Genomic DNA, 24355 nt, shown 5'->3' on the forward strand with positions numbered 1-24355 from the left:
TAAAAACTCGAAGCAATGAGCGTAGGAGAGGAGCCATTGCACTACGCACTTCAAGTTTTAACAAAGTAGGTTTGGTTAAGAGTTAGACTGGGAAAAGGCAGGAAGACGGAAGAAGAGCACTAGATGATAAAGAATTCGTTCTATCGAGATTGCGATATAGGAGATAACACTATGATTGTAACAACAGCAAGGAAAGGTGCGGATGTTTTAGCAGAAAAAGCACAAACGTTGAGTGTGGAACTTAAGAGTCGTTTTATTCTTCGAGAAGATGCTTCAGTTCAGGATTTAATTTATTCCTATGGAGAGGACATACTTGTAGTAGGAATAAACAAGGTGACCCTTTATTCGAAGCATGGCGGGCATCCGTTTTTCTATCATCCGAGTTCAGCTATGTTTCGAGTGAAACAATTTTTAAAGACAGGTTATGATCCATTAGTAAGTGTGGCTGGTCTCAAAAGTGGAATGACGTTTTTAGATTGTACATTAGGACTTGCATCTGATAGTCTAGTAGCACAAGTTGCTGTTGGAGAACTTGGACATGTTACAGGATTAGAAGCTAATTTGGTTCTTGCGTCAATTGTGCGTAACGGGTTAAAAACATGGCAAGATGGAAGCTCTTTAATGTTAGACGCAATGAAGAGAATTGAAGTAACCCATTCTCATCATTCATCCTATTTGGCAAATTTACCTGATCATTCATTTGATGTTGTTTATTTTGATCCAATGTTTGATCAACATTTATCAGATTCAACAGCTATGAGGGCATTAAAACAGTTTGCTTGCCATGATGATTTGACCAAAGACGTCATAAATCATGCCTTGCGTGTTGCCAAATTACGAGTTGTCTTAAAAGATCACTACGAAAGTGAACGGTTTAAAAAATTCGGATTTCACGTAATAAAAAGGCAACATTCAGCATTTCACTATGGATATATTGAATCAATAAATTAATCGTTATCCAATGTTTGAATTCCAAGAATTAGGGAGAAGATGATGAAAGAACAATTGATTGTAATTGTTGGTCCAACTGCTGTTGGAAAAACAGCATTAGGTGTCAATTTAGCAAAGAAATACCAAAGTGAAGTTATTAGTGGTGATTCGATGCAAGTTTATAAAGGCATGGACATTGGTACTGCAAAAGTGACTGAGCAAGAGCAAGAAGGAGTACCGCACCATTTAATTGACATTAAGCATCCGGAAGAACCTTTTTCTGTTGCTGAATTTCAAGAATGCTGTATTCCACTTATTACTAAGTTAAATAAGAGGGGACATGTGCCTCTATTAGTTGGTGGAACTGGGTTATATGTGAATGCGATTATTAAACAATATCAATTTGAATCAATGCCGACTGATAAACAATACAGAAAAGAACTTGAACTACTAGCAAGTAAACTTGGAAATAATGAATTACATACTATGTTACAGAAAGTAGACCCCATAGCAGCGGAATCAATTCACCCAAACAACATCCGTCGTGTCATCCGGGCATTAGAAGTAATACGTGTAACAGGAATTCCGTTTTCAAAGCAACAAACAGAAGAGCAAACGGAATCACCCTATACGATAGCTATGGTCGGACTAACGATGGAGCGAAGCAAGTTGTATGAACGAATTAATAAACGAGTAGACATCATGATTAAACAAGGGTTAGTGGAAGAAGCGAAGGCGTTGTATGAAAGGGGAATAAGGAATTGTCAATCAGTACAAGCAATCGGTTACAAGGAACTTTATGATCATTTCGAAGGTCTTTATTCGTTAGAAGAAGCGATTGAAACATTAAAACAAAATTCAAGGCGCTATGCCAAAAGACAGCTAACTTGGTTTCGTAATAAAACAGATGCGACGTGGTTCGACACGTCTGACGGATTAAATGAGCAAACTTTTACCGAAATTTGTACATTTATTGAAGGAAATATTCAATTTGTATCGAAATAAAGAGAGAGTCAATTAGAGGAGGACACCCCGATGAAGCAACCTATTAACATTCAAGATCAATTTCTAAACCAATTACGAAAAGATAACATCTCTGTTACAGTCTTTTTAACAAACGGTTTTCAAATTCGTGGTCACATAAAAGGCTTTGACAATTTTACTGTGATTTTAGAAACGGAAGGAAAGCAACAGCTTGTTTACAAGCATGCGATCTCTACGTTTGCACCACAACGTAACATTCAGTTGAAATCAGAAGAACAAGAATAAGATAGAAAAAGCGCTCAAGTAGGGCGCTTTTTCTATTTCTTTTATGACTTAGCTTTATTGTCAGAGATTTTGGCAATTTTCTTTGTTTCTTGTGAAGTACAATAGCCGCTTTCGTTAATTTCTTCAATAACAACGTGGCAACAACTTGGATTTTGGTGCTCTTTTTTTGAAAAATTGGAACATAATATTTGACTCTTTTTATTAGGTTAAATAATAAATAAAACCTGAGATCGTTGACATGACAATGACAGAACGGACAAATGTGATCACTACTCTTTCTTAACAATAAAAAGAAGTGTTAACTCAAAAGCAATAAATAGAAAATTTTTAATCAATTTTCTTTGATGTATCAAATGTATATCCATTTATTTCTATTGTCAATCTCTATAATCAAAAAAATTGATTTGAATTCAAAAGGTTTATTGATTGGTATGAAGAAAATTGGGGCAAGTTACGCCCCAGCTGTTAGAAGGCGGATTTTCTGTTTATCTGTCATTGATTGAACCGTATTGAGATAGCGATTCATTGAAAGAGGCGTTGTATATCCTATCGATTGAATTAATTCGTCAGGTGACATCCCTCTTAATAGAGTTGATAGAATAAATGTGTTGCGAAGCGTTTGAGCGCTGATTCCTTTTCGTAAGTGGGCTCGTTTTACCTCCATTCGTAGCATTTTCTGAATTGCGATCATAGACATTCTTTTTGGCTCATCATTATCGTATGACCAATGAAACGTTTTTCTTTTAAAATCAAACGCTACAATAAAGGGATCATCACTATAATAGCGTGGGCGAACGGGCTCGGGTATCATTTTAAAATAGGTGTATGCTAAATGTTTGTGTTCTGTTTGCAAATGTATCGTTCGATTATCCTCTCGAAGGAGAATTTGGTTTCGTTCAAATCTTATGTCTTTCATTGATAGCTGTTGCACTTCGTGTAGCGTAAGTCCATAATCCAAAAACAATCGAATCATGAATTCATTTCGTTCCCTGTAAAAAGGAAATGTCTCAATTTGTTGATCAGATAAACCGATTGTTGAAGAAAGAGTAGTAAGCAACTGTTTCTTTTCTTGGACTGCCATCCACTCTGATTCCTTTAGTGGGCCCGTAACAAGCTCAGGGGGATCGATTTCTTCAATAGGTGTAAGTTCACTTTTCCCGAAAGATTGTTGATAGCGGGCTAGTTGTTTTAACACACTATGAATGCGCCTTATGGTTCGAACATTGTATTGTCTTACCTCAATAAGATCTTGAAAAAAGAGCTCAAGTTCTTCCTTTGTGATCGATTTCCAATTAATCTCATTTGTTGTCGATCGCGATTTATGCAACCAATAAGAAAAATCATTCAAATCATACATATAACGGCGGATAGTAGATTCTTTCCTTCCTTTTTGTGTCAAATAGTGAAGATAGTCATGAATAAATGAGGGAAATAGATACTGCATGAAAACACCCCTTCCTATATTAACTATTTGATTTTTTTGTTAATTATCCTTCAAAAGCGTAAAAAAAAGTCACATAACATAATTACGTAGGTTAATTTTTCTGTTTGATGGTGAAATGCATTTCAGATCATGATAAAAATTCAAATAAGAAAAATTACGAATAAGACTAGACAAAAGTGAATAGATGTGTAAAAATGTAAATTGTTGCACTTGAGAAACTTTTATTTTTTTATCTAAAAAGTTTCCCTTGTACAAAATAATTAGTCGTGGACAATTGAAAGGAAAAGGAGAGGAAAAGAATGAGTAAAAGAAAGTGGTTATTAATGTTTGTAATAAGCCTGATATTTCTATTGACAGTTGGCTGTAATGCCGATGAGACACAGCAAGAAGGATTGGATGGTGAACAAGAGGAAACAAATTCGATTGAAGGGACAACGGAGCCTGAAAATGAAGGGTTAGCGATTACAACTAGCTTTTCAATACTTGGAGATATTGTAGCGGAAATCATTGGTGAAAGAGGAACTGTAGAGTATCTCGTCCCAATCGGTGAAGAACCACATGAATACGAGCCTATTCCAAGCGATTTCCAAAAGGCAAGTGACTCAGATGTGTTTTATGTTAATGGGTTTAGTTTAGAAGGATGGCTTGAAAAGTTAGTAGGGAATGTTGGAGATGTTCCAGTCGTTACAGTAAGTGAAGGGATAACGCCTATTTTGCTTGAGGGAAGTGAAGATGAAGATCCACATGCTTGGCTAAGTGTAGAAAACGTTAAAGTGTATGTAGAAGATATTGTAGAAGATTTGGTTGAGCGTGACCCAAGCGGAGAAGAGACATACCGTACGAATGCAGAAGCATACCTTACTGAATTAGATGATTTGCAAGATTGGATTAAAGCAGAAGTAGAAGCCGTTCCAGAAGAAAATCGCGTCATTGTTGTAACTGAAAATGCGTTTAAATACTTTGGGGAGGCGTATGGGTTTCAAACAGAAGGAGTGTGGGAACTAAATTCACATGAAGAAGGTACACCAAGTCAAATTGCGCGTGTGATTGATTTTGTTAGTGATCAAAACATACCAGCTATCTTTGTTGAAACAACGGTAGATAAACGTTATATGGAAAGAATCTCAGAAGATACTGGTATTGAGATTGCTGGTGAAGTGTATACTGACGCTGTAGGGCAAGAGGGTAGTGGGGCAGAAACCTATGTGTTAATGATGAAACATAATGTGGAAACGTTTGTGAGTGGTTTGAAATAAGTAATTACAGAGGGTAACTCAGTTGTGTTATCCTCTTTTCTTATTCTGTTTGATTAGTTTGAACTATTCCTTTACAATAGATAACAAATCGTAATTATTACGATTTGTTATCTATTTTTAAATTAAGCGTATGAAAGGAGAGGAGAAAATGCTAAATGACCTATATCGTAAGGTTGTTATGGATCATGCTAAATATAAACGAAATTACGGCAAGCTAGAAGATGAAGAAGTCCGTAAAGTTCATTATAAAAATCCAACATGCGGCGATGTAATTACTCTTTATCTTAAACTAGAAGGTGAAGCTCTAACAGATGTTTCCTTTGAAGGAGAGGGATGTAGTATTAGTATGGCATCTTCATCAATGATGACAGAGTTAATCCAAAACAAGGATATGAGAACTATTTCCATAATTAGAGGAGAGTTTGAAAAGTTAATAAAAGAAGGTAAACAATCAAATGATCGTGTGGATTTAGGAGATGCTTTATCATTAGAGGGAGTACACAAGCTAAGAGCTCGTCATAATTGTGCTTTGATGGCTTGGCAGGCTTTAGATAAAGCCTTGTATGATGTTGAATCTTATAAACGATTAATATAAAAGGAGAATGTAATAATGAGTGTAATAGAGCATAAAAAAGAAGCACCGAAACAAGTCAGATGTAAAATTATAACGGTAAGCGATACTCGTACGCAAGAGACAGATAAAAGTGGAATGTTAATTCGAGAATTTTTAGTTAATCAAGGGCACATAATTGAAGATTATGAGATTGCCAGAGACGAAAAAATAGAGATTAGTGAGGCTCTTCAAAAAGGAATTCAAGCACCTGAGATTGATGCGATCTTGTTAAATGGTGGAACGGGAATAGCGGATCGTGACGTTACAATTGAAACGGTAAAAGAATTGCTCGATAAAGAGATTGTTGGTTTTGGAGAGCTGTTTAGAATGCTCAGTTATACAGAAGATATTGGAGCGGCAGCAATGCTGAGTCGTGCTATAGCCGGTGTCAGTAATCACACAGCTGTATTTGCAATGCCAGGATCAAGCGGTGCAGTAAAATTGGCTATGAATAAATTGATAAGTTCTGAATTAGCGCATGTGATTAGAGAGATTAGAAAGGATTTGAAAAAGTAATAGCTCATGGACAATAAAACAGTAGATATTTTTATATTGAGTGGCTTCTTAGGAAGTGGAAAAAGCACGTTGTTGAAGGAATTAATTCAATCAGAGAAAAGGAAAGGTAGACGTATTGGTGTATTAATGAATGAGTTAGGCGATGTTAGCATAGATTCTGCAATCGTTCCTAACAACACCCCTCTAAAAGAAATGCTGAATGGGTGTATTTGCTGTTCGATTCAAGGAGAGTTAAGTTTACAATTAAACTCGCTATTGATAGAGCATGATTTAGATGTTATTTACATTGAGGCAACTGGAGCGGCCCATCCATTAGAAGTCGTTGATGCATGTACGCATCCCACACTAGCTAGTAGAGTAACGATTAAAGCAGTAATTACAGTTGTGAATGCAAAACAGTGGTATGAAAATAAAATGAGTATTAAGCTCAATAAGCTTTTAATAGAGCAAGTTAAGTACGCAGATATTATTCTCATTAATAAAAAGGATCTAGTGGAAAAGCGTATTCTAGATTCAATAAAGGAGAGTATTGAGGAAATTAATAAAAAAGCTGTTATTTCGAGTGTTTTGTTTGCAAAATGGAATCCTTCATTCCTACATACACAAGATCAACAAATGGAAATATCTAATAAATCGGTTAAAAAACATAATCATGAGTCACATGTTCACAATCATTTACATTTAAGAACTGTATCAACGCCTGTTAGTAAACCTATTGATAGAATTCAATTTTTACAATGGTTAGAAAGAGTGCAAGGAAACCTGTTCAGAGCAAAAGGATTTATTTATTTAAAAGAGACTCCTGGCTTATTTTTATTTAATTATGCTTACGGCGATCCCGTTTTTGAACGATATACATTTGAAAAACAATATCAGCCTGTACTTGTTTTTATTGGAGAAGGCTTAGATCAGAGCTGCATTGAACAGGGGTTAAGTAAGTTACAACTAAAATAACCAAATGAAGACGACTCTTTAAGGGGTGGTCTTTTTTGGGGTATATGAAGACATAACTATTGTTGTAAACAACACTGCATTATGAATATTAAACTTTGACAATTCGGAGTGAAGTAGATAAAATTATCAATAATCGTAATCATTACGAATTAAATTTTTTTTGAATTTGAAAGAGGTGTAAAAAGAGCCATGAAAAAAGAATATGATGTTGTCATTGTTGGGGCAGGGCCAGCAGGAATTGGTATAGGTAGCACTCTAAAGCAATTAGGTTTACATAATTATGTCATTGTTGAGAGGAATTCAGTCGGTAGTACTTTTAACAAATGGCCAAAAGAAATGAGGTTACTTACGCCGTCTTTCCCCGGCCATGGGTTTGGTCTTCTTGATTTAAATGCTATTGTCCCAGAGACTTCTCCAGGGTTCACGTTTCAATCAGAGCATTTAAGTGGTCAGGAATATGCCCGGTATCTTCAAGCAATTTCTCATCATTTTGAATTACCGATTGAAATAGGTATTGATGTAAAAGAAATGGAAAAAACTGTAGACGGGTTTCGTTTAAACACAAACAAAGGGGAAATAATTTGTAAATATGTTGTATGGGCAGGGGGAGAATTCCAGTATCCAAACTTACAACCATTCGAAGGCGGAGAACTATGTCTTCATAATAGTAAAGTTCACTCTTGGGAGGATTTAGATGGAAATAAGTTTTTCATCATCGGTGGTTATGAAAGTGGAATGGATTCGGCCATACACCTTAGCCATTTAGATAAGGATGTGACAGTATTGGCGAGAGAAGATACTTGGACAAATTATAACCCTGATCCAAGTATTTCATTGTCACCTTTTACGTGTGACCGTCTTGCGGAGTTTCACGACTCCGATCAACTCGTCTTGAGAGGAAATGCAGAAGTGATTAAGGTAGAAAAAGAAGAGGAAGACTATCAAATTTATCTTTCTAATGGAGAAAAGATTGAAAGTTCTACCCAGCCTATTTTGGCAACGGGTTTTAAAAATAGTCTCTCACTTATTTTGGAGCATTTTTATTGGGATGAAGAAAATCATATTGAGTTGAATGAGGTAGACGAATCAACGGTTTCAGAAGGTTTGTTTTTAGTTGGACCGCAAGTTCGTCATGAACCGATTATCTTTTGTTTTATTTATAAGTTCAGACAGCGATTTGCAATTGTAGCAAAAGAGATCTGCGATCGTCTAGGGATTGAGGTTAGTTCGGAGTTGATTGAGTTTTATCGACGTTCAAATATGTATCTTGATGACTTATCATGTTGCGGAAATGAGTGTATTTGTTAAAGAGATGATACAGGTAAAAAAGGAAGAGATAAAAGGAGACCTATCTATTCTAGGTATTTGGAATATGGCCTGTTGCTTATTTATTATTCTTGCGATATATGGCTTGCCTGTGTATGGAGCATATGTAATTGCTACTTTTTTTGAACCGATCGTTGAGACGTATTTTATCCTTAGAATAGAAGAGTGGTTTAGCTTGACTCCATCCTTACTAGCAGAAATCGTAGTTGGTCCATTTGGTTTATTAACGTTAGGGATTTATTCATTTGTTTGGGCTTTTCCTGTTGTTGTTCTTATCGGTATTTCCACATCGATCACAAATGATAGTGGTATAAAAGACAAAGTTACGGTCGCTGTAGATCCTTGGCTTAGAAAGATCGGTCTCACAGGTAAAGATATCATCCCAGTTATTACTGGATATGGATGCAATGTTGTCGCTGTTTATCAAAGTAAAGGATGTTCCGCTTGTACAAGGAAGCAATGTCTCTCAATGATCTCGTTTAGTTCAGCATGCAGCTATCAAGTCGGGGCAACCTTATCTTTATTCAGTGTCGCAGGGAAGCCTTGGCTGTTTTTCCCGTATATCATTGTTCTAGCAGTTATGGGGATCATTCACACAAAGTTATGGTATCCGCAACAACATGAGTTTCAAAGTTACGACCTAACGAAAGCCCGATCCCTTCAAAAGGTTAGTCCTATTGCTGTTTTATCTAATATCCAAGAAACGATTAAACAGTTCTTTTTTCAGGCTATGCCTATTTTTCTAGGGATCTGTGTCATTGCTGCAATTCTTCATAATTATAAAATACTTGATGTTCTCTCACAAGTTATTGGCCCTATATTAACTTTTCTCTCCTTACCAGCAGAAGCAAGTCTAGGCATTCTTTTTTCTATTCTTAGAAAGGATGGAATATTGCTCTTTAATGAAGGGAATGGACAACTGCTTTTAGGCCTAACTTCAATGGAATTATTTATTCTTGTCTATTTAGCATCGACATTATCGGCTTGTCTTGTGACGCTTTTTGCCATTGCTAAGGATGTAAGTAAGTCTATAGCCTTTCAAATTGCAACAAAACAAGCAGTAACATCCATTGCTTCGTCTTTACTTTTAGTAATCGTGTGGAGAATTTTTAGTGGGAATGAATGAGTGAAACTTATTAATGTGAGACCATGCTTAAAATTCTTAACCACCTCCATTAATTAGAGGTATGATAGTCACTGGAAATTATCAAGGCATGGAAGTAGTAAATGCAGAGGGTAAAGTTGGAAAAGTTATAGATAAACATAATGGTTTTGCAAACATTTTATGGGAAGGTCATGTAATAGAAGTGTGGATTGATATAATAGAGTTTGATCAGCTAGATGAATAGTAATATATTTTTTTACGTTAGATAAATCGTAATGATAACGGTTTAATTAAATTGAAAAAGAAGGTGTCTAACATGATGAGTAAAAGTAAGAAAATCCCTGTAACTGTCTTAACTGGATTTCTTGGGGCTGGAAAAACAACATTGTTAAATTATATTTTAACAGAAAATCATGGAAACAAGGTTGCCGTAATTGTAAATGAGTTCGGAGAAGTAGGTATTGACAATAAATTAGTCGTCGGTGCAGATGAAGAAATCTTTGAAATGAATAATGGTTGTATCTGTTGTACTGTTCGTGGAGATTTGCTTCGAATTCTACATGATTTAAAAGAGAAAAGGATGAATCGTAAAGGGCAACAGCAATTCAATTTTGACCGAGTCATTATTGAAACGACCGGATTGGCAGATCCTGGTCCTGTTGCTCAAACATTTTTCGTTGACCCTTCTCTTTCTGAGTACTACCATTTAGATTCGATTGTGACAGTGGTTGATTCTTACCATGCCCACAAGCAGCTAGACAGCTCTCATGAAGCACAAGAACAGGTAGCCTTTGCTGATGTGCTTTTATTGAATAAAGTAGATTTAATTAGTGAAGAAGAGCTGACCAGTTTGAAAAATAGATTAAGAAGAATGAATCCATCTGCTCAATTTCAACAGGCAGAATATGGGCATATAGAGATCGAGAAAATTCTTAACATATATTCATTTGACATTGACCAAAAACTAGAAATAGCACCCAACTTTTTAGATGAGCATCATCACCATCATCATGATGACAGTGTCAAAGCTATTGTGATGAGGTCAGATGACCCACTTGATTTAGCAAAAGTTGAAAAGTGGATGGATACAGTCATTCAAAATCTTGGCCCAAATATGTATCGCTATAAAGGGATCTTTAATATCAAAAATCTAGAAAAAAGAGTCATATTTCAAGGAGTTCATATGATGTTTGCCGGCAATGCTGACCGAGAGTGGAAATCTAATGAAAAGAGGATAAGTGAAATGGTTGTTATCGGAAAAGAGTTAGATGAACAATGGTTTCAAGAACAATTTGAAAAGTGTATTTCAGTATAGTTCGGAAATTAACGTAATAAAAATCTTCTCAAACGTGAAGTAGGAGTGACATTAATTGTTGGAATGGACAATAATAGGGGGCGGCATTCAAGGATGCACCCTGGCAAATTATTTATTGAAAACAAAACGTACAACAACATCAAATCTTGCCATAGTAGATCCGCATCCAGAGCCCCTATCTACTTGGAAAAGGTGTACAAATACAATTGCAATGCCATATTTGCGCTCACCATCAATCCACCATCTTGATATTGACCCATTTTCACTTGAAAAGTTCGCAAAGTCAGAAAGTGGTAAGCCGTATGCTCAGTATTATGGTCCTTATGATAGACCAGCTATCACCCTCTTTAATAAGCATTGTGAATCACTTTTTCATGATATTCAATTACAGAAAAGTTGGATTCAAGGAAAGGTTGAACAATTAAGGAGAATAAGGAAACATTGGCAAATAAAATTATCTGATGGCACACAGTTTGAAAGTGAAAATGTTGTGTTAGCGATGGGATTAAGTGACCATCCTTATTGGCCTTTCTGGGCAAATGAATTACAAAACCAGGGAGCGGCTATCAATCATATTTACGATGATCATACCAATACAAAGGTTAAAGAAACAGAAGAAATTTTAATTGTAGGTGGAGGGATAAGTGCCATACATACTGCACTAAAACTGAGTAAAATACATCCTGGGAGGATAAAACTGCTAACAAGACATCCACTCCGTATACAACCATTTGATTCTGATCCTGGCTGGCTCGGACCGAAATATATGAATTCATTTAAAAAGGTTACTAATCTTAGCCAGAGAAGACAAATGATTAGTAAAGCTCGATACCGAGGTTCGATCCCAAAAGAATTAAAATTACAGGCTTTAAGAGAAGAACGAGAAGGACGACTGGATATTTTCATTGATGAGGTTTCCGGAGCGTCTTATGAGAATGGTGAAATAAAAGTAGAGCTTAAAATGAAGTCGATGGTGGCAAATCGTATCCTGTTAGCAACCGGATTTCATGCTACTCCACCGGGATTCGATTGGTTAACCTCAACGATAGAGAGTGAAGGGTTACGTTGTGCAACATGTGGCTATCCGATTATTTCTGAGAGTTCCTTAGAGTGGGGACAGAATTTATATGTCATAGGAGCGCTTGCCGAACTTGTTATTGGACCTGTTTCCCGAAATATTTCGGGAGCTCGTAGAGGAGCTGAAAAAATTGTTCAATTGTAAAAAGCAATAGTAAATAAAGTAATAGGGGCAATCAATCCATATTAATATCTGAGGAGACATGCAATTATTTAGTAATAATAATTAAGAGTTCACTTGGTTAATATATTTGCAGAATATAAAACGTAATGATTTCTATTATCGAAAAGTCTTGTTAGAAGGAGCTGAAGAGATGGCTACATGGAATTTAACGGATACTCAACATCATATTCTTATTTGTAATGGAAGTAGTTGCAATAAAGCAGGGGCAGAAGCATTAACTCAATCAATAAGAAATGAGATAAGTGCTAAAGGTTTAGATCCTATCATTCATACATCAAGAACGCTTTGTAATGGACGCTGTCAAGATAAATGTGTCCTGATTACCTATCCCGATGGTCATTGGTATAAGGAAATGGCTAGTGAAGATGCACCACGTTTTGTTGAATCACTAATGACAGGAAAGGGGCTAGAAGACAAAGTAAGTCATTCATTTAATGGGAGGTGCTTTGAACCAAGTGAAGGAACGATTCTAGGAGTTGAAAAAGACGGGGAAATAGTTAAGAAAGTTTCAAAAAAGTTATAACTCTTTCATAGAAATCTATAAATAATAAGGCTGTTGAGGTCAATTGTCTCAACAGCCTTTGTTCAACATTCAAATAAAAGATTTATGTGATCTCTTTTTATGCTTCAATATATTGTGGAAGTGGATCAGGAAGTTTAGTCCAATCTGAAGTCATCTCAGCATCTGTTAATAAACATTGATCAAGGGTACCTCTAATTTGTTCATGATTCATATCAATACCAATTAAGACTAATTCGGTCATTCGATCACCGAATTCTGGGTCCCACTTTGCTTGTAGCTCAGGCTCCTCGAGCAGGGCTTGCTGTCTTTCTTCTTCCGGGTAAGCTGCAACCCACTCTCCAGCACCTTGAATGGTAACTAAAGACCCAGACTGTGAAATCAAGCCAGCCATCTGATTTCTTGATGCGACCCAAATGAATCCTTTCGCTCGTACAACATCAACAGGCCAATGTTCCAGCCAGTTCATTAGACGCTCGGGGTGGAAAGGTTTTCTGCTTCGGTAAACGAAGGAAGAGACACCATACTCCTCCGTTTCTGGTGTGTGCTCTTCATTTAATTCTTTAATCCATCCAGCATATTGACTCACTTTATCAAAGTCGAATTTGCCTGTATGTAAAATAGAAGACAATTCTACCTTAGAGAATGATGTAGGAATAATATCAGCGTCTGCATTTAATTTCCTCATGAAATTTAGTATCTCATTTTTATCTACTTCTTTTAACATTTCAACTTTATTAAGAATAATCACATCGGCAAATTCAATTTGATCGACTAGCAGATCTGAAATTTCGCGAGTGTCAGATTCATCTGTACCTTCTTTACGGTCAAGTAACGATTCACCTGATGCATAATCATCCCAAAAACGATTTGCATCAACAACGGTTACCATTGTGTCTAACTTACATTTTTGCGTTAAGTCTACACCTATTTCTTCATCAATATACGTAAATGTTTGAGCGACAGGGACAGGCTCACTAATCCCCGACGATTCAATTACGATATAATCGATATCTCCTGCATCAACAATTCTCTCGACTTCTTGCATTAAGTCTTCACGAAGAGTACAGCAAATACAGCCGTTTTGAAGTTCTACTAGCTTTTCCTCCGTTCTCGAAAATCCATTGTCTTTCACAAGCTTAGCATCAATGTTCACTTCACTCATGTCATTTACGATAACAGCGACTTTCAACCCTTCACGATTGGTTAAGATGTGGTTTAGTAAAGTTGTTTTACCGGACCCTAAATAACCACTTAGTACAGTAACAGGCACTTTTTTCATTAAATAAATCCTCCTTTTAAATTTTTACACATACAATCATGTATAAATATTAATGTAAGTGAAATAGTTCCATTTACATATTGTTTTAAATAGTAATTATTACGATTTAAATTTTATCTTTCTTTTGTCATTTTGTAAATAGAAGGATTTTTTTTTTGAAATTAAACAATTTTAAAGTACTTGTACAAAATTTATACTTGCTAAATATACTGAAGAGTAGTTTAATAGACATTGAATGTTAAACTACTCTTTTTGTTTAGATAACAACGAATTCAGTTACAGTTTAATGTCCTGATAATATATATATCGAAATAAATGTTAAAACCATTGAAAAAATGACTTTAAAAAAATGCAACAACAAAGGTGCATAACTACTAGTTATGCTTAAAAGGGAAGTACGGTGTGAATCCGTCACGGTCCCGCCACTGTAATGGGGAATTTCATTGTCTAAAGTCACTGAGTATATCGGGAAGACGCAATGAAATGATGAACCTAAGTCAGGAGACCTGCCTTTGTTTAAAATTGCTTCAATACCTACGGGTCATAGGTAGAGAAGTGTAGAATAGATGCTACTTATATTCGTATGCCATTTATCTGCACCTCTATCTATTGATAGAGGTGTATTTTTATTTGAAAGAGGAAAAGCAGCACGCTACTGACGTGTTGATGAGTTTGTTCATGTTAAAAACCACTGTAAATGTTTTAGAACGCGCGAACTATAATTTAAATTAAGAATCCAAACAAAGGTGCATATCCACTGGTTATGCTTAAAAGGGAAGTACGGTGTGAATCCGTCACGGTCCCGCCACTGTAATGGGGAATTTCATTGTCTAAAGTCACTGAGTATATCGGGAAGGCGCAATGAAATGATGAACCTAAGTCAGGAGACCTGCCTTTGTTTTAGTTGCTTCAATACCTACGGGTCATAGGTAGAGAAGTGTAGAATAGATGCTACTTATATTCGTATGCCATTTATCTGCACCTCTATCTATTGATAGAGGTGTATTTTTATTTTCGTTTACATCAATAAATTATCGAAGTATTTTAGGAGGAATAGATTGATGACTACTTGGAATTTAACAGGTACAAAAAAACATGTTCTGGTTTGTAATGGATCTAGCTGTATGAGGAAGGATGGGGAAGAAATTACTGTAGCCATTCGAGAAGAAATAGAGAATCTTGAATTAGATCAACAAATTCATACATCGCGTACTAGATGTAATGGGCGCTGTAAGGATGCGTGTGTTGTTATTGTTTACCCTGAAGGAAATTGGTACTCAGCTACTTCAACAGAAATCGGGCGCTCTATTATTAAAAGCCATGTTGATCCGTCAGTTGACTTACAAAAATCTTTAATTTATGACTTTGAAAATAGTGAAATGATAGCAAAGAATACGACTGCTAGAATTAAGGGCGTTTCGAAAGTGGAGAAGACAAAGGTATAGCTTGTTCTTGTTTGTTGAGCTAAGAGAGTATATTCAAAAAGGTGAAGCAATAGCTCAGCTCGCTGTGCACATGCTATGAGAAACCCACTCATAGCATACTTAAGGTGAGAGACACTTCTCTCACCATTTACAGCGGCTACGCTCATTGCATTGATGTTGTTCAAAAAAGTAAATACTAACTTTTTTAAAACGGCATCTTATAAAAGGAGGTATGCATAATGCTTGGAAAATTACTTGTTATCGGCTTTGGTCCCGGAAGTTTTGATCATATGACGAACAGGGCACAAACAGCTATCCAAGAAAGTGATTGCATTATTGGCTATAAAACATACGTTGATTTGATACAAGATTTATTATCAGATCAAGAAATTATTAGTACGGGTATGTCCGAAGAGGTGAGTCGAGCGCAGGCAGCCGTTCGTCTTGCGGAAGAAGGGAAAACTGTAGCTGTCATTTCAAGTGGTGATGCTGGTGTTTATGGGATGGCAGGACTTGTTTATGAGGTGTTAATTGAAAAAGGATGGACAGAAGCAACCGGGGTAAGTGTCGAGGTTATTCCAGGTGTATCTGCAAGTAACTCTTGCGCATCTTTACTAGGAGCACCGATTATGCATGATTCATGTACGATTAGTTTAAGTGACCACTTAACTCCATGGGAACTTATTGAAAAACGAATTAAAGCAGCCGCACAAGCTGACTTTGTTATTAGTTTATATAATCCAAAAAGTGGTCGGAGAACGAGACAGATTCAAGAGGCTCAAAGAATTCTACTTGAGTATCGTTCTCCGAAAACACCAGTAGGTCTTGTGAAAAGTGCTTATCGTGAGCGGGAACATATTGTCATTACAGACCTTGAAAATATGCTCAACTATGATATTGGGATGTTAACAACGGTTGTTATCGGAAATTCATCTACAGTTCTCTACGATAACAAAATGATTACACCTAGGGGATACCAACGCAAGTATACGTTACATACAACAGAACAACGATTAAAGCCGCATGAACGTTTACGACATGAAAACGAACCATGGGCATTGCACCAAGGCAAAAATGATTTGGACCTCGCAAAGGATCAAACGGCTGCCACAGCAGTTGAAACGATTGTTCCTAAGAAGACGTCTCTAGAACTTGCCCAAGAGGCACTTAGTAAAGTGAAAGGTACGTCCAATCAATTACTAGAAAAGAAAACGGTAAATAACCCTGTTGTCTCTATTTTTGAACTTGCGGTTAGTACGGGGGTTGCAAACAAGCAATTCACTCCGAAACAAATGATGACCCTTGCTGAAGTAGTTGGTGACGATGGAACGATGGAGTATACACCTCATCACCAAATTCATCTACGAATTCCAACCGCTACTCCAGAGGTTATTACGGAAAAATTAAAAAGCGTCGGGTTTATTCTTGAACCTCTTGGTGATGTTTTTCAATTAAAAGCATGTGATTTCTGTGAAGGTGAAAAAAAGGATTCGATTCCATATGCAGAAGAATTACATCAAAAGTTAAGTGGCCTGGAACTACCAAAAGAGTTGAAGGTTGGATTCAATGGCTGTGGCATGGCTTGTTATGGAGCGGTTAATGACGATATCGGTATTATATTTCGAAAAGGAAAGTTTGATTTGTTTTTAGGGGCAAAAACGGTTGGCCGAACAGCTCATGCTGGTCAGCCAGTGGCAGAGGGCATTCAGCCGGATCAAATTGTTGAGCTCATTGAAAAAATTATATGCGAGTACAAAGAGAAAGGTCATCCGAATGAAAGACTTTTTAAGTACTTTAAACGAGTAGGAAGTATTCAAGGATATACATACAAGGATATGACACCAAAGATTGAAATTGAACCAGCTCCGTGTGGAGACTAAATCAGATAGGAGTGAATTATATGAAAGCAATTTTACTAGTTGGACACGGAAGTAGAGATCCTGAAGGAAATGAACAAGTAAGGCAAATGATCAAAGAGTTAGAGCCGAGGTTAGACCCTGCACTTCTTATAGAAACCTGCTTTCTTGAATTTGAGAAACCGACGATAGAACAAGGTATTCAAGTATGTGTAGAAAAGGGAGCAGTGAGCGTCCATGTTATTCCACTTATGTTGCTAGCAGCGGGTCATTCCAAGATTCATATCCCAGCAGCTATTGATGAAGCAAAAGAGAACTATCCTCTAGTTCAGTTTACTTATGGAAGACCGTTTGGAATTCATGAGGAAACAATCGAAATTTGTAAAAGTCGTTTAGAAGAAGTTGGAGAGAACATAAATGAAAAAGATTCTGATACTGCTGTTCTTTTGTTAGGTCGAGGCGGAAGTGACCCTGATGCAAATAGTGACCTTTATAAAATCACTCGTTTATTATGGGAAAAGCTAAATTATAAGTTCGTAGAACCAGCTTTTATGGGAGTAACTGATCCACTCATAAAAGAGGGAGTAGAACGCTGTATCAAACTTGGTGCGAAGAAAATTGTCATACTACCGTACTTTTTATTTACTGGTATTTTAATTAAGCGCCTAGAAACAATGCTTGGAGATTTTGAACGAGACTACCCGGAAATTGAATTTAAGCTAGCTGGTTACTTTGGATTCCACACTAGGTTACAAACCATTATTCAAGATCGAATTGAGGAAACTATACAAGGTGATGTAAAGATGAATTGTGACATATGTCAATATCGTATTGCAGCAATGGAGCATATTGATCATCACCATCATCACGACCACGATCATGATCACCACCACCATGAGGTTTCAAAACTATGATTCTATTTTTAGCAGGAACAAGTGATGCTAGAGCGTTGGCTATTAGACTTACGCAATCTGGACATAAGCTACTAACAACCGTTGTCACAGAAAATGCTGCGACAGAATTACGTAAGGTGGGACTTGATGTTTATGTAGGGCGCCTTACAAGTGAGGATTTTGTCCGAGTCATTAAAGAACAGGGTTTTCAGGCTGTTGTCGATGCAAGTCACCCATTTGCAGAAGAAGCTAGTAGAAATGCATTAACAGGGGCTAAAGAAGCGGGTATTTCCTATATTCGATATGAACGTGAATCACAGTCTCATGAAGGCAAAGGAGTGACGATGGTCGATAACTACGCCCTGGCAGCAGAAAAAGCATTTGAAAAAAAAGGCGTGATCATGCTAACGACCGGAAGCAAAACACTTCAGATTTTTACTGAGAAACTACTGAATCAGCCTGACATTCGTGTCATTGCTCGTATGCTTCCAAGAAAAGATAATATGGAAAAATGTCAGCAGTTAGATTTTCCGCAAAAAGACATCGTAGCAATACAAGGTCCTTTTACAAAAGAGTTTAATCAGGCCCTTTACAAACAATACAGTGTCACAACGATGATTACAAAAGAAAGTGGAAAAGCCGGGTCTGTTGATGAAAAATTAGAAGCAGCAATTGAACTGGGTATTGAAACGATCATGATTAAAAGACCTAAGATTAATTATGGAAATGTCTATTCTGATTTTTCAGATGTACTTATACATATAAATGGAGTTCTAAAAACTAAATGTAATTTATGAAATGGAGGACGTTATGATGGATTTTCATACTGAATTTAAGCCATTAACCGTACAACCTCAAGAAATTGAGGGGAAAAGTTTTAACATGATTGATGAAGAGTTTGGTGAACATGCATTTACAAAACGTCAATATAAAGTGGTACAACGTGTTGTTCATGCTTCTGCTGACTTTGAATTAGGCCATAGTATGCTTTTTCATGATGAAGCAATACAAGCAGGAATAAATGCTATCAAAAGAGGCGAACAAGTATATGCTGACGTCCAAATGATCCTTAGCGGTGTAAGTAAAGGGAGAATTGAAAAACATGGTGGAAGCGTGAATGTTTATATCTCTGACCCTGATGTAATGGAAGAGGCGAAACGTTTAAATACGACACGTGCAATTATTTCAGTGAGAAAAGCAATCCAACAATTTGACGGTGGGGTTTTTGCGATCGGGAATGCACCGACGGCTTTACTTGAGCTAATTCGCTTGATTAAAGAAGGATATGCAAAGCCAAGTTTAGTCATTGGACTTCCGGTTGGATTTGTATCAGCTCCTGAATCAAAGGAAGAATTAGCAAAGTTAGATGTACCGTTCATTACAAATGTTGGCAGAAAAGGCGGTAGTACGATTACAGTTGCAGCATTAAACGCAATTTCACTCTTAGCTGAAAAGGCATAAAAGATGAACATGAAAGCAAAAAAGAAAGACAAAAAAGAGATGCGCTCAGGCTTTACAACGGGTGCATGTGCAACGGCGACAACCAAAGCAGCACTTGTAGCTCTTATTACAAGTGAAGAGCAGGTGGATGCAACAATCTATTTACCAGTTGGGAAATTTGCCACTTTTGAAATGGATAGTTGTATCGTTGAGCCTCATTTTGCTGAAGCTGCAACGATAAAAGATGCTGGTGATGACCCAGATGCCACTCATGGTGCTCTAATTAAAGCGATGGTGAGCTGGTCGAAGGAGCCGGGCATTACTCTCGATGGTGGTGTTGGGGTCGGGCGTGTAACAAAGGAAGGGCTCCCTGTTCCTGTTGGAGAAGCGGCAATTAATCCAGTGCCACGAAAAATGATTTGTGAAACGGCTAAAGAAGTGCTTAGCTCGTATGGGATTCAAAGGGGAATTAATATCATCATTTCTGTTCCTCGGGGCGAAGAAATGGCAGAGAAGACTCTTAATAAGCGTCTTGGAATTATTGGTGGAATCTCGATCCTTGGGACAAGAGGAACAGTTATTCCATTTTCTAGTTCTGCTTATATGGCTAGTATTGTTCAAGCGATTAGTGTAGCTCGAGCAAGTAATTGTGAACACGTCGTAATTTCAACTGGTGGACGAAGTGAAAAATACGGGATTCAACAATACCCCCAACTTCCGGAAGAGGCGTTTATTGAGATGGGGGATTTTGTTGGATTTACTTTAAAACAATGTAAGAAACAAGGTGTGAAAACTGTATCCTTAGTTGGAATGATGGGGAAATTTTCGAAAGTGGCACAAGGAGTGATGATGGTTCATTCCAAAAGTGCTCCAGTTGATTTTAACTTTTTAGCGGATGTAGCGCGTGATGCCGGTGTAACCGATGAAGAGTTACTTGAGAAGGTTGTTGCTGCTAACACGGCCTCACAAGTAGGAGATCTAATGCTTGAACATGGATACAAGGAATTCTTTACGATCCTTTGTGACTATTGCTGTACATCTGGATTAAAAGAAGTTGCCGGTGGAATCTTGATTGAAACAAGTCTGTACTCGATGAAGGGTGCATTTCTTGGAAAGGCAGGTATAGATGGCAGAGAAGATTAAGATTATTGGAATAGGCGATGAGGGGAAAAAAAGTCTTCTTCCAATTTATGAACAATGGATTTATGAAAGTCAGATATTAGTAGGGGGCGAAAGGCAATTATCTTTCTTCTCAGATTTTTCAGGTGAGAGAAGAATCATAAAAGGGAAATTATCAGAGCTTGTTAGCTACTTAAGTCAAGAAAAGAAAAAAATCGTAGTTTTAGCATCTGGTGACCCGTTGTTTTACGGAATTGGAAGTTACTTAGCTAAAAAACTAGATGTAGATATCTATCCTTATGTAAGTTCAATTCAACTTGCTTTTGCTAGAATGAATGAGCGTTGGCAAGATGCCTATGTGACGAGCGTTCATGGCAGAAGTATACAAGGACTTGCCCAACGAATAAATGGACGTGAAAAAGTAGCACTCTTAACAGATGCCGAGAATAACCCATCTGAAATTGCTCGTTATTTACGTTCATTTGGGATGAATGAGTACCGAGCATTTGTTGCTGAAAATCTTGGTGGTGAAAATGAACGGTACGCTTTTTATGAACTTGAGGAGATGGAGACAAAGGAGTTTTCGCCACTTAACGTTGTGATTCTTCAAAAGACAGCAGAAGTAAAGACGTGGAGCATGGGAATTGACGACGAAGAATTTCATCAAAGAAAACCAGAAAAAGGGTTATTGACGAAAAAAGAAATTAGAACGTTAAGTTTAATGGCTTTAAACCTCCGTGAAAACAGTACGGTTTGGGATATTGGAACATGCACAGGATCTGTTGCTATTGAGGCTTGCCTGATTGCCAAAGAAGGTCAAGTGTTTGCGATCGAAAAAAATGAACATGATTTAGAAAATTGCCGACTTAATCAGGGGAAATTTCGAACGGATTTCACAGCGGTCCAAGGCAAGGCGCCAGACCAGTTAGAAACGTTCCCAGATCCTGATGCGATCTTTATTGGAGGAACAGCAGGGAGTATGGATGATATTTTATCAACCTGCTGTTCTCGATTAAAAAAGGGAGGAAGAATCGTTTTAAATGCCGTCACCATTGAAAATTTAATGCAAGCAGTTGAAGGTTTTAAAAACAATGGGTTTGACACGATGATTACACTTGCTCAAATTTCAAGAAGTAAACCAATCTTAAATCTAACACGATTTGATGCATTAAATCCTATTTATATCATCACAGCACAACATAAGAAAGGGGAATCATGATGACCGGAACACTATACGGCTTAGGAGTAGGCCCCGGAGACCCAGAATTACTTACGATCAAAGCTTTTCGAAAATTGAAAGAAGCAGATGTTATCGCATACCCAAAAAAGAGAAAAGGAAGCAAAAGCTACGCTCATCGAATTATTGATGTGTACATAACACCAGGAGAAAAAGAAATGTTAGGACTTGTATTTCCGATGACAAAAGATCCTACTATTTTAGAACGTGAATGGTCAAATACCGTTGATCAAGTTTGGGAGTATCTTAAAATAGGGAAGGATGTTGCCTTTGTTACAGAAGGTGACCCTCTTTTATACAGTACGTTCATTCATATGATGAATCTCGTAAAAGAGCGTCATCCAGAAGTGGAAATCAAGACGGTACCTGGAATTTCATCGATTAATGGTGCGGCTTCAAGACTCGGTATTGCCCTTGCAGAAGGGGATGACCACGTTGCGATTGTGCCTGCACGAGATGATTATGAAACGATGAAAAAAGCGATTGTAGAAAATGACTGTGTCATCTTTATTAAAGTAGCAAAAGTAATGGATCTAATGCTTGACGTTTTACGTGACCTAGATTTATTAGACAAATCTTCTGTTGTAACGAAGGTAACGTCTGATGAAGAGGTTGTTTGGGATATTCGAGAGTTGGAGAGAGCAGAGTTAGAATATTTAACGCTAATGGTGGTGAGAAAATAATGAAAATAACAATCATAGGGGCCGGTCCTGGAGATCCAGATTTAATTACGGTAAAAGGCTTGAAGTTGCTGCAAGAAGCAGATGTTGTTTTATTTGCGGATTCACTTGTCAGCGCAGAGCTAATCGAAAGAGCGAAACCTGAAGCTGAGATCATTAAGACTGCAGGTATGCATCTTGAGGAAATGGTTGAAGTCATGGTTGAACGTGTCCAAGAGGGAAAGAAGGTTGTTCGTGTTCACACAGGTGATCCATCCGTTTACGGAGCCATTATGGAACAAATCGCTCTTTTAAATAAGCAAGACGTAAAAGTGGAAATTATACCAGGTGTTAGCTCTGTATTTGCATCTGCAGCTGCGCTAGGTGCTGAGTTGACCATTCCTGAACTGACTCAAACGGTGATTTTAACTCGTGCGGAAGGACGTACACCTGTTCCAGAAGCAGAGAAGCTAAGAGATTTAGCAAAACACAATTGCACGGTAGCTTTATTTTTAAGTGCGACCTTAACAAAGAAAATCGTAAAAGAGTTCTTGGCTGCAGGCTGGAGCAAAGATACACCAGTTGGGGTGGTATATAAGGCAACATGGCCAGACCAAAAAGTAGTTCGTTCAACACTTGAGAGTTTGGATGAAGATATGCGTGTGAATGGAATTCGAAAGCAAGCGATGATTCTAGCGGGCTGGGCACTAGATTCAAATATTCATGATAAAGATTTTAAATCAAAGCTTTATGACAAAGAATTTACGCACGGATTTCGAAAAGGAGTGAAACAATGACACTCGTTTTAGAAGAAGGAAAGCAAGTAGCACTAGAGCAAAAAAGTACTTATGCAGTTGTAGCGATTACAAAGCATGGAGTTGAGCTTGCTCGAAGCTTACATGCGACATTCCCACAGGCAGATTTATTTTATATGAGTAAGTTTGAAAGAGGAGATGAACAGAGGCGTCATATTTCGTTATTTGAAGGAAATGTACGATTACTTTTGCCATCGCTCTTTCAGTCTTATAAAGGCATCATCATGATCGTATCATTAGGTGCGGTTGTCCGAATGATTGCACCTCTTTTAAAAGACAAAAAGACTGATCCTGCTGTTGTCGTTATTGATGATAAGGGAGAGCATGTAATTAGCGTGTTATCTGGACATCTAGGTGGAGCTAATGAATTAACAAAGGAAGTAGCTGAGTTACTCGGTGCAACACCAGTCATTACGACAGCATCGGATGTTCAAAAAACGATTCCTGTTGACTTATTTGGTAGTCGGTTTGGTTGGGTTTGGGAATCTGGAGAAAAATTAACTCCGGTCAGTGCATCAGTCGTAAATGAAGAGCAAGTGGCTGTTATTCAGGAATCTGGGGAAAAAGAATGGTGGACTTACGATCGACCACTCCCGGAGACAATCAAAGTTTATGAAACGATTGAAGAAGCATTAGAAGCGAAACCGAATGCAGCTTTAGTTGTGACTCATAGAAATTTGAATAATAACGAAAAAGAAATATTATTTAATGGCGTTCTTTATCGTCCGAAGGTAATCGTTATTGGAATGGGTTGTAACAGAGGTACATCAATGGAAGAAATTGAAAAAGTCATTTGTGATACATTAGATGAATTGCAATTTTCGATTAAGAGCGTGAAAGCCATTTGTTCAATTGATCTAAAAAAAGATGAAGAAGGGTTACTTGCTGTATCACAAAAATACAATTGGGAATTTACTTGTTATTCAGCAGAAGAACTAAATCGTATGCAAATTGATGATCCTTCTGAAACTGTGTTTAAATTTACGGGAGCCTATGGTGTGAGTGAACCAGCAGCTCGTTTGTATAGTGGGGCAGAGTCGTTGTCTCTTATTAAGAAAAAATCAGGTAATGTAACGATATCAGTTGCCGTTATTCCTTATTAGAAAGTTGGAGTTCAGTTA

25 protein-coding genes and 2 riboswitches are annotated in these 24355 nt (G+C 37.3%); of the genes, 23 read left to right on the forward strand and 2 right to left on the reverse strand.

Going from position 1 to position 24355, the window contains the following annotated elements; genetic code table 11:
• Window positions 1–171: 171 nt before the first annotated feature.
• From SLH51_RS10150 to hfq, 3 genes are read left to right on the forward strand one after another with little or no spacing between them, the layout of a single operon-like run.
• A complete protein-coding gene (locus SLH51_RS10150; RefSeq protein WP_335961146.1) occupies window positions 172–951 on the forward strand; it encodes a class I SAM-dependent methyltransferase in 780 nt (259 codons plus the stop codon).
• Between the two features lie 42 nt (window positions 952–993).
• Window positions 994–1935 carry a tRNA (adenosine(37)-N6)-dimethylallyltransferase MiaA gene (miaA, locus tag SLH51_RS10155; protein ID WP_335961147.1) on the forward strand — a complete coding sequence of 314 codons (942 nt, stop codon included), beginning with the start codon at window positions 994–996 and terminating at the stop codon, window positions 1933–1935.
• A 30-nt stretch (window positions 1936–1965) separates the two neighbouring features.
• Entirely contained in the window at window positions 1966–2199 is a 234-nt protein-coding gene (gene hfq / locus SLH51_RS10160; RefSeq protein WP_335961148.1) for an RNA chaperone Hfq, read from the forward strand.
• A gap of 451 nt (window positions 2200–2650) precedes the next feature.
• Here hfq and SLH51_RS10165 read toward each other — a convergent pair whose 3' ends face one another.
• Complete coding sequence (locus SLH51_RS10165; protein ID WP_335961149.1) at window positions 2651–3643, reverse strand: tyrosine-type recombinase/integrase; 993 nt, start codon at window positions 3641–3643, stop codon at window positions 2651–2653.
• Window positions 3644–3942: 299 nt separating this feature from the next.
• Between SLH51_RS10165 and SLH51_RS10170 the strand changes: the two genes are divergently transcribed.
• The 10 genes from SLH51_RS10170 (at window position 3943) to SLH51_RS10215 (ending at window position 12512) form a co-directional block, all read left to right on the forward strand.
• Window positions 3943–4899: a metal ABC transporter substrate-binding protein gene (locus tag SLH51_RS10170; protein WP_335961150.1), complete on the forward strand. Its 957-nt coding sequence runs from the start codon at window positions 3943–3945 to the stop codon at window positions 4897–4899.
• 148 nt (window positions 4900–5047) lie between these two features.
• Entirely contained in the window at window positions 5048–5494 is a 447-nt protein-coding gene (gene sufU / locus SLH51_RS10175; RefSeq protein ID WP_335961151.1) for a Fe-S cluster assembly sulfur transfer protein SufU, read from the forward strand.
• A 15-nt stretch (window positions 5495–5509) separates the two neighbouring features.
• Entirely contained in the window at window positions 5510–6028 is a 519-nt protein-coding gene (locus SLH51_RS10180; RefSeq protein ID WP_335961152.1) for a MogA/MoaB family molybdenum cofactor biosynthesis protein, read from the forward strand.
• Between the two features lie 6 nt (window positions 6029–6034).
• Complete coding sequence (locus tag SLH51_RS10185; protein ID WP_335961153.1) at window positions 6035–6982, forward strand: CobW family GTP-binding protein; 948 nt, start codon at window positions 6035–6037, stop codon at window positions 6980–6982.
• A 189-nt stretch (window positions 6983–7171) separates the two neighbouring features.
• Entirely contained in the window at window positions 7172–8290 is a 1119-nt protein-coding gene (locus SLH51_RS10190) for an NAD(P)/FAD-dependent oxidoreductase (protein ID WP_335961154.1), read from the forward strand.
• Window positions 8220–9434 (forward strand): nucleoside recognition domain-containing protein, encoded by a 1215-nt coding sequence (locus SLH51_RS10195; RefSeq protein WP_335961155.1) that lies wholly within the window; start codon window positions 8220–8222, stop codon window positions 9432–9434. The genes SLH51_RS10190 and SLH51_RS10195 overlap by 71 nt, the downstream gene beginning before the upstream one ends.
• Window positions 9435–9495: 61 nt before the next feature.
• Window positions 9496–9657, forward strand: coding sequence for a hypothetical protein (locus tag SLH51_RS10200; RefSeq protein ID WP_335961156.1), 162 nt, complete (start codon window positions 9496–9498; stop codon window positions 9655–9657).
• Window positions 9658–9729: 72 nt separating this feature from the next.
• Window positions 9730–10728 (forward strand): CobW family GTP-binding protein, encoded by a 999-nt coding sequence (locus SLH51_RS10205; RefSeq protein WP_335961157.1) that lies wholly within the window; start codon window positions 9730–9732, stop codon window positions 10726–10728.
• 55 nt (window positions 10729–10783) lie between these two features.
• The gene (locus SLH51_RS10210; RefSeq protein WP_335961158.1) at window positions 10784–11950 is read left to right on the forward strand and encodes an FAD/NAD(P)-binding protein; all 1167 of its coding nucleotides are present in this window, start codon (window positions 10784–10786) and stop codon (window positions 11948–11950) included.
• 169 nt (window positions 11951–12119) lie between these two features.
• On the forward strand, window positions 12120–12512 hold the full coding sequence (locus SLH51_RS10215) for a (2Fe-2S) ferredoxin domain-containing protein (protein WP_335961159.1): 393 nt from the start codon (window positions 12120–12122) through the stop codon (window positions 12510–12512).
• Window positions 12513–12609: 97 nt separating this feature from the next.
• On the opposite strand, the gene SLH51_RS10220 is transcribed toward SLH51_RS10215, so the two are convergent.
• A complete protein-coding gene (locus SLH51_RS10220) occupies window positions 12610–13791 on the reverse strand; it encodes a GTP-binding protein (protein WP_335961160.1) in 1182 nt (393 codons plus the stop codon).
• Window positions 13792–14135: 344 nt separating this feature from the next.
• A riboswitch (cobalamin riboswitch) is annotated at window positions 14136–14319 on the forward strand.
• Between the two features lie 199 nt (window positions 14320–14518).
• A riboswitch (cobalamin riboswitch) is annotated at window positions 14519–14702 on the forward strand.
• A gap of 150 nt (window positions 14703–14852) precedes the next feature.
• Between SLH51_RS10220 and SLH51_RS10225 the strand changes: the two genes are divergently transcribed.
• From SLH51_RS10225 to SLH51_RS10270, 10 genes are all read left to right on the forward strand, one after another.
• The gene (locus SLH51_RS10225; protein ID WP_335961161.1) at window positions 14853–15236 is read left to right on the forward strand and encodes a (2Fe-2S) ferredoxin domain-containing protein; all 384 of its coding nucleotides are present in this window, start codon (window positions 14853–14855) and stop codon (window positions 15234–15236) included.
• A gap of 218 nt (window positions 15237–15454) precedes the next feature.
• Window positions 15455–17095: a precorrin-3B C(17)-methyltransferase gene (cobJ, locus tag SLH51_RS10230; RefSeq protein WP_335961162.1), complete on the forward strand. Its 1641-nt coding sequence runs from the start codon at window positions 15455–15457 to the stop codon at window positions 17093–17095.
• Window positions 17096–17115: 20 nt separating this feature from the next.
• Window positions 17116–17985, forward strand: coding sequence for a sirohydrochlorin chelatase (locus tag SLH51_RS10235; protein WP_335961163.1), 870 nt, complete (start codon window positions 17116–17118; stop codon window positions 17983–17985).
• Window positions 17982–18761: a precorrin-6A reductase gene (gene cobK, locus SLH51_RS10240; protein WP_335961164.1), complete on the forward strand. Its 780-nt coding sequence runs from the start codon at window positions 17982–17984 to the stop codon at window positions 18759–18761. Before SLH51_RS10235 ends, cobK begins: the two co-directional genes overlap by 4 nt.
• A gap of 16 nt (window positions 18762–18777) precedes the next feature.
• Window positions 18778–19425, forward strand: coding sequence for a precorrin-8X methylmutase (locus SLH51_RS10245; RefSeq protein WP_335961184.1), 648 nt, complete (start codon window positions 18778–18780; stop codon window positions 19423–19425).
• Between the two features lie 9 nt (window positions 19426–19434).
• Window positions 19435–20547 carry a cobalt-precorrin-5B (C(1))-methyltransferase gene (locus SLH51_RS10250; protein ID WP_335961185.1) on the forward strand — a complete coding sequence of 371 codons (1113 nt, stop codon included), beginning with the start codon at window positions 19435–19437 and terminating at the stop codon, window positions 20545–20547.
• Window positions 20531–21742 carry a precorrin-6y C5,15-methyltransferase (decarboxylating) subunit CbiE gene (cbiE, locus tag SLH51_RS10255; protein ID WP_335961165.1) on the forward strand — a complete coding sequence of 404 codons (1212 nt, stop codon included), beginning with the start codon at window positions 20531–20533 and terminating at the stop codon, window positions 21740–21742. Before SLH51_RS10250 ends, cbiE begins: the two co-directional genes overlap by 17 nt.
• A complete protein-coding gene (gene cobI, locus SLH51_RS10260) occupies window positions 21742–22443 on the forward strand; it encodes a precorrin-2 C(20)-methyltransferase (protein ID WP_335961186.1) in 702 nt (233 codons plus the stop codon). The genes cbiE and cobI overlap by 1 nt, the downstream gene beginning before the upstream one ends.
• Window positions 22443–23216 (forward strand): precorrin-4 C(11)-methyltransferase, encoded by a 774-nt coding sequence (cobM, locus tag SLH51_RS10265; RefSeq protein ID WP_335961166.1) that lies wholly within the window; start codon window positions 22443–22445, stop codon window positions 23214–23216. Before cobI ends, cobM begins: the two co-directional genes overlap by 1 nt.
• Window positions 23213–24337, forward strand: a complete 1125-nt coding sequence (locus SLH51_RS10270) for a cobalt-precorrin 5A hydrolase (RefSeq protein WP_335961167.1) — start codon at window positions 23213–23215, stop codon at window positions 24335–24337. The genes cobM and SLH51_RS10270 overlap by 4 nt, the downstream gene beginning before the upstream one ends.
• The last annotated feature ends 18 nt before the right edge of the window (window positions 24338–24355 follow it).

It is taken from the genome of Halalkalibacter kiskunsagensis, from assembly GCF_037027555.1.
In the GTDB taxonomy this organism is placed as follows: domain Bacteria; phylum Bacillota; class Bacilli; order Bacillales; family Bacillaceae_D; genus Halalkalibacter; species Halalkalibacter kiskunsagensis.

What these genes read in the sequence shown, in the direction of transcription:
- SLH51_RS10150 (WP_335961146.1), top strand. Translation starts at nt 172, where the DNA reads ATGATTGTAACAACAGCAAGGAAAGGTGCGGATGTTTTAGCAGAAAAA.
- miaA (WP_335961147.1), top strand. Translation starts at nt 994, where the DNA reads ATGAAAGAACAATTGATTGTAATTGTTGGTCCAACTGCTGTTGGAAAA.
- hfq (WP_335961148.1), top strand. Translation starts at nt 1,966, where the DNA reads ATGAAGCAACCTATTAACATTCAAGATCAATTTCTAAACCAATTACGA.
- SLH51_RS10165 (WP_335961149.1), bottom strand. Translation starts at nt 3,643, where the DNA reads ATGCAGTATCTATTTCCCTCATTTATTCATGACTATCTTCACTATTTG.
- SLH51_RS10170 (WP_335961150.1), top strand. Translation starts at nt 3,943, where the DNA reads ATGAGTAAAAGAAAGTGGTTATTAATGTTTGTAATAAGCCTGATATTT.
- sufU (WP_335961151.1), top strand. Translation starts at nt 5,048, where the DNA reads ATGCTAAATGACCTATATCGTAAGGTTGTTATGGATCATGCTAAATAT.
- SLH51_RS10180 (WP_335961152.1), top strand. Translation starts at nt 5,510, where the DNA reads ATGAGTGTAATAGAGCATAAAAAAGAAGCACCGAAACAAGTCAGATGT.
- SLH51_RS10185 (WP_335961153.1), top strand. Translation starts at nt 6,035, where the DNA reads ATGGACAATAAAACAGTAGATATTTTTATATTGAGTGGCTTCTTAGGA.
- SLH51_RS10190 (WP_335961154.1), top strand. Translation starts at nt 7,172, where the DNA reads ATGAAAAAAGAATATGATGTTGTCATTGTTGGGGCAGGGCCAGCAGGA.
- SLH51_RS10200 (WP_335961156.1), top strand. Translation starts at nt 9,496, where the DNA reads ATGATAGTCACTGGAAATTATCAAGGCATGGAAGTAGTAAATGCAGAG.
- SLH51_RS10205 (WP_335961157.1), top strand. Translation starts at nt 9,730, where the DNA reads ATGATGAGTAAAAGTAAGAAAATCCCTGTAACTGTCTTAACTGGATTT.
- SLH51_RS10215 (WP_335961159.1), top strand. Translation starts at nt 12,120, where the DNA reads ATGGCTACATGGAATTTAACGGATACTCAACATCATATTCTTATTTGT.
- SLH51_RS10220 (WP_335961160.1), bottom strand. Translation starts at nt 13,791, where the DNA reads ATGAAAAAAGTGCCTGTTACTGTACTAAGTGGTTATTTAGGGTCCGGT.
- SLH51_RS10225 (WP_335961161.1), top strand. Translation starts at nt 14,853, where the DNA reads ATGACTACTTGGAATTTAACAGGTACAAAAAAACATGTTCTGGTTTGT.
- cobJ (WP_335961162.1), top strand. Translation starts at nt 15,455, where the DNA reads ATGCTTGGAAAATTACTTGTTATCGGCTTTGGTCCCGGAAGTTTTGAT.
- SLH51_RS10235 (WP_335961163.1), top strand. Translation starts at nt 17,116, where the DNA reads ATGAAAGCAATTTTACTAGTTGGACACGGAAGTAGAGATCCTGAAGGA.
- cobK (WP_335961164.1), top strand. Translation starts at nt 17,982, where the DNA reads ATGATTCTATTTTTAGCAGGAACAAGTGATGCTAGAGCGTTGGCTATT.
- SLH51_RS10245 (WP_335961184.1), top strand. Translation starts at nt 18,778, where the DNA reads ATGGATTTTCATACTGAATTTAAGCCATTAACCGTACAACCTCAAGAA.
- SLH51_RS10250 (WP_335961185.1), top strand. Translation starts at nt 19,435, where the DNA reads ATGAAAGCAAAAAAGAAAGACAAAAAAGAGATGCGCTCAGGCTTTACA.
- cbiE (WP_335961165.1), top strand. Translation starts at nt 20,531, where the DNA reads ATGGCAGAGAAGATTAAGATTATTGGAATAGGCGATGAGGGGAAAAAA.
- cobI (WP_335961186.1), top strand. Translation starts at nt 21,742, where the DNA reads ATGACCGGAACACTATACGGCTTAGGAGTAGGCCCCGGAGACCCAGAA.
- cobM (WP_335961166.1), top strand. Translation starts at nt 22,443, where the DNA reads ATGAAAATAACAATCATAGGGGCCGGTCCTGGAGATCCAGATTTAATT.
- SLH51_RS10270 (WP_335961167.1), top strand. Translation starts at nt 23,213, where the DNA reads ATGACACTCGTTTTAGAAGAAGGAAAGCAAGTAGCACTAGAGCAAAAA.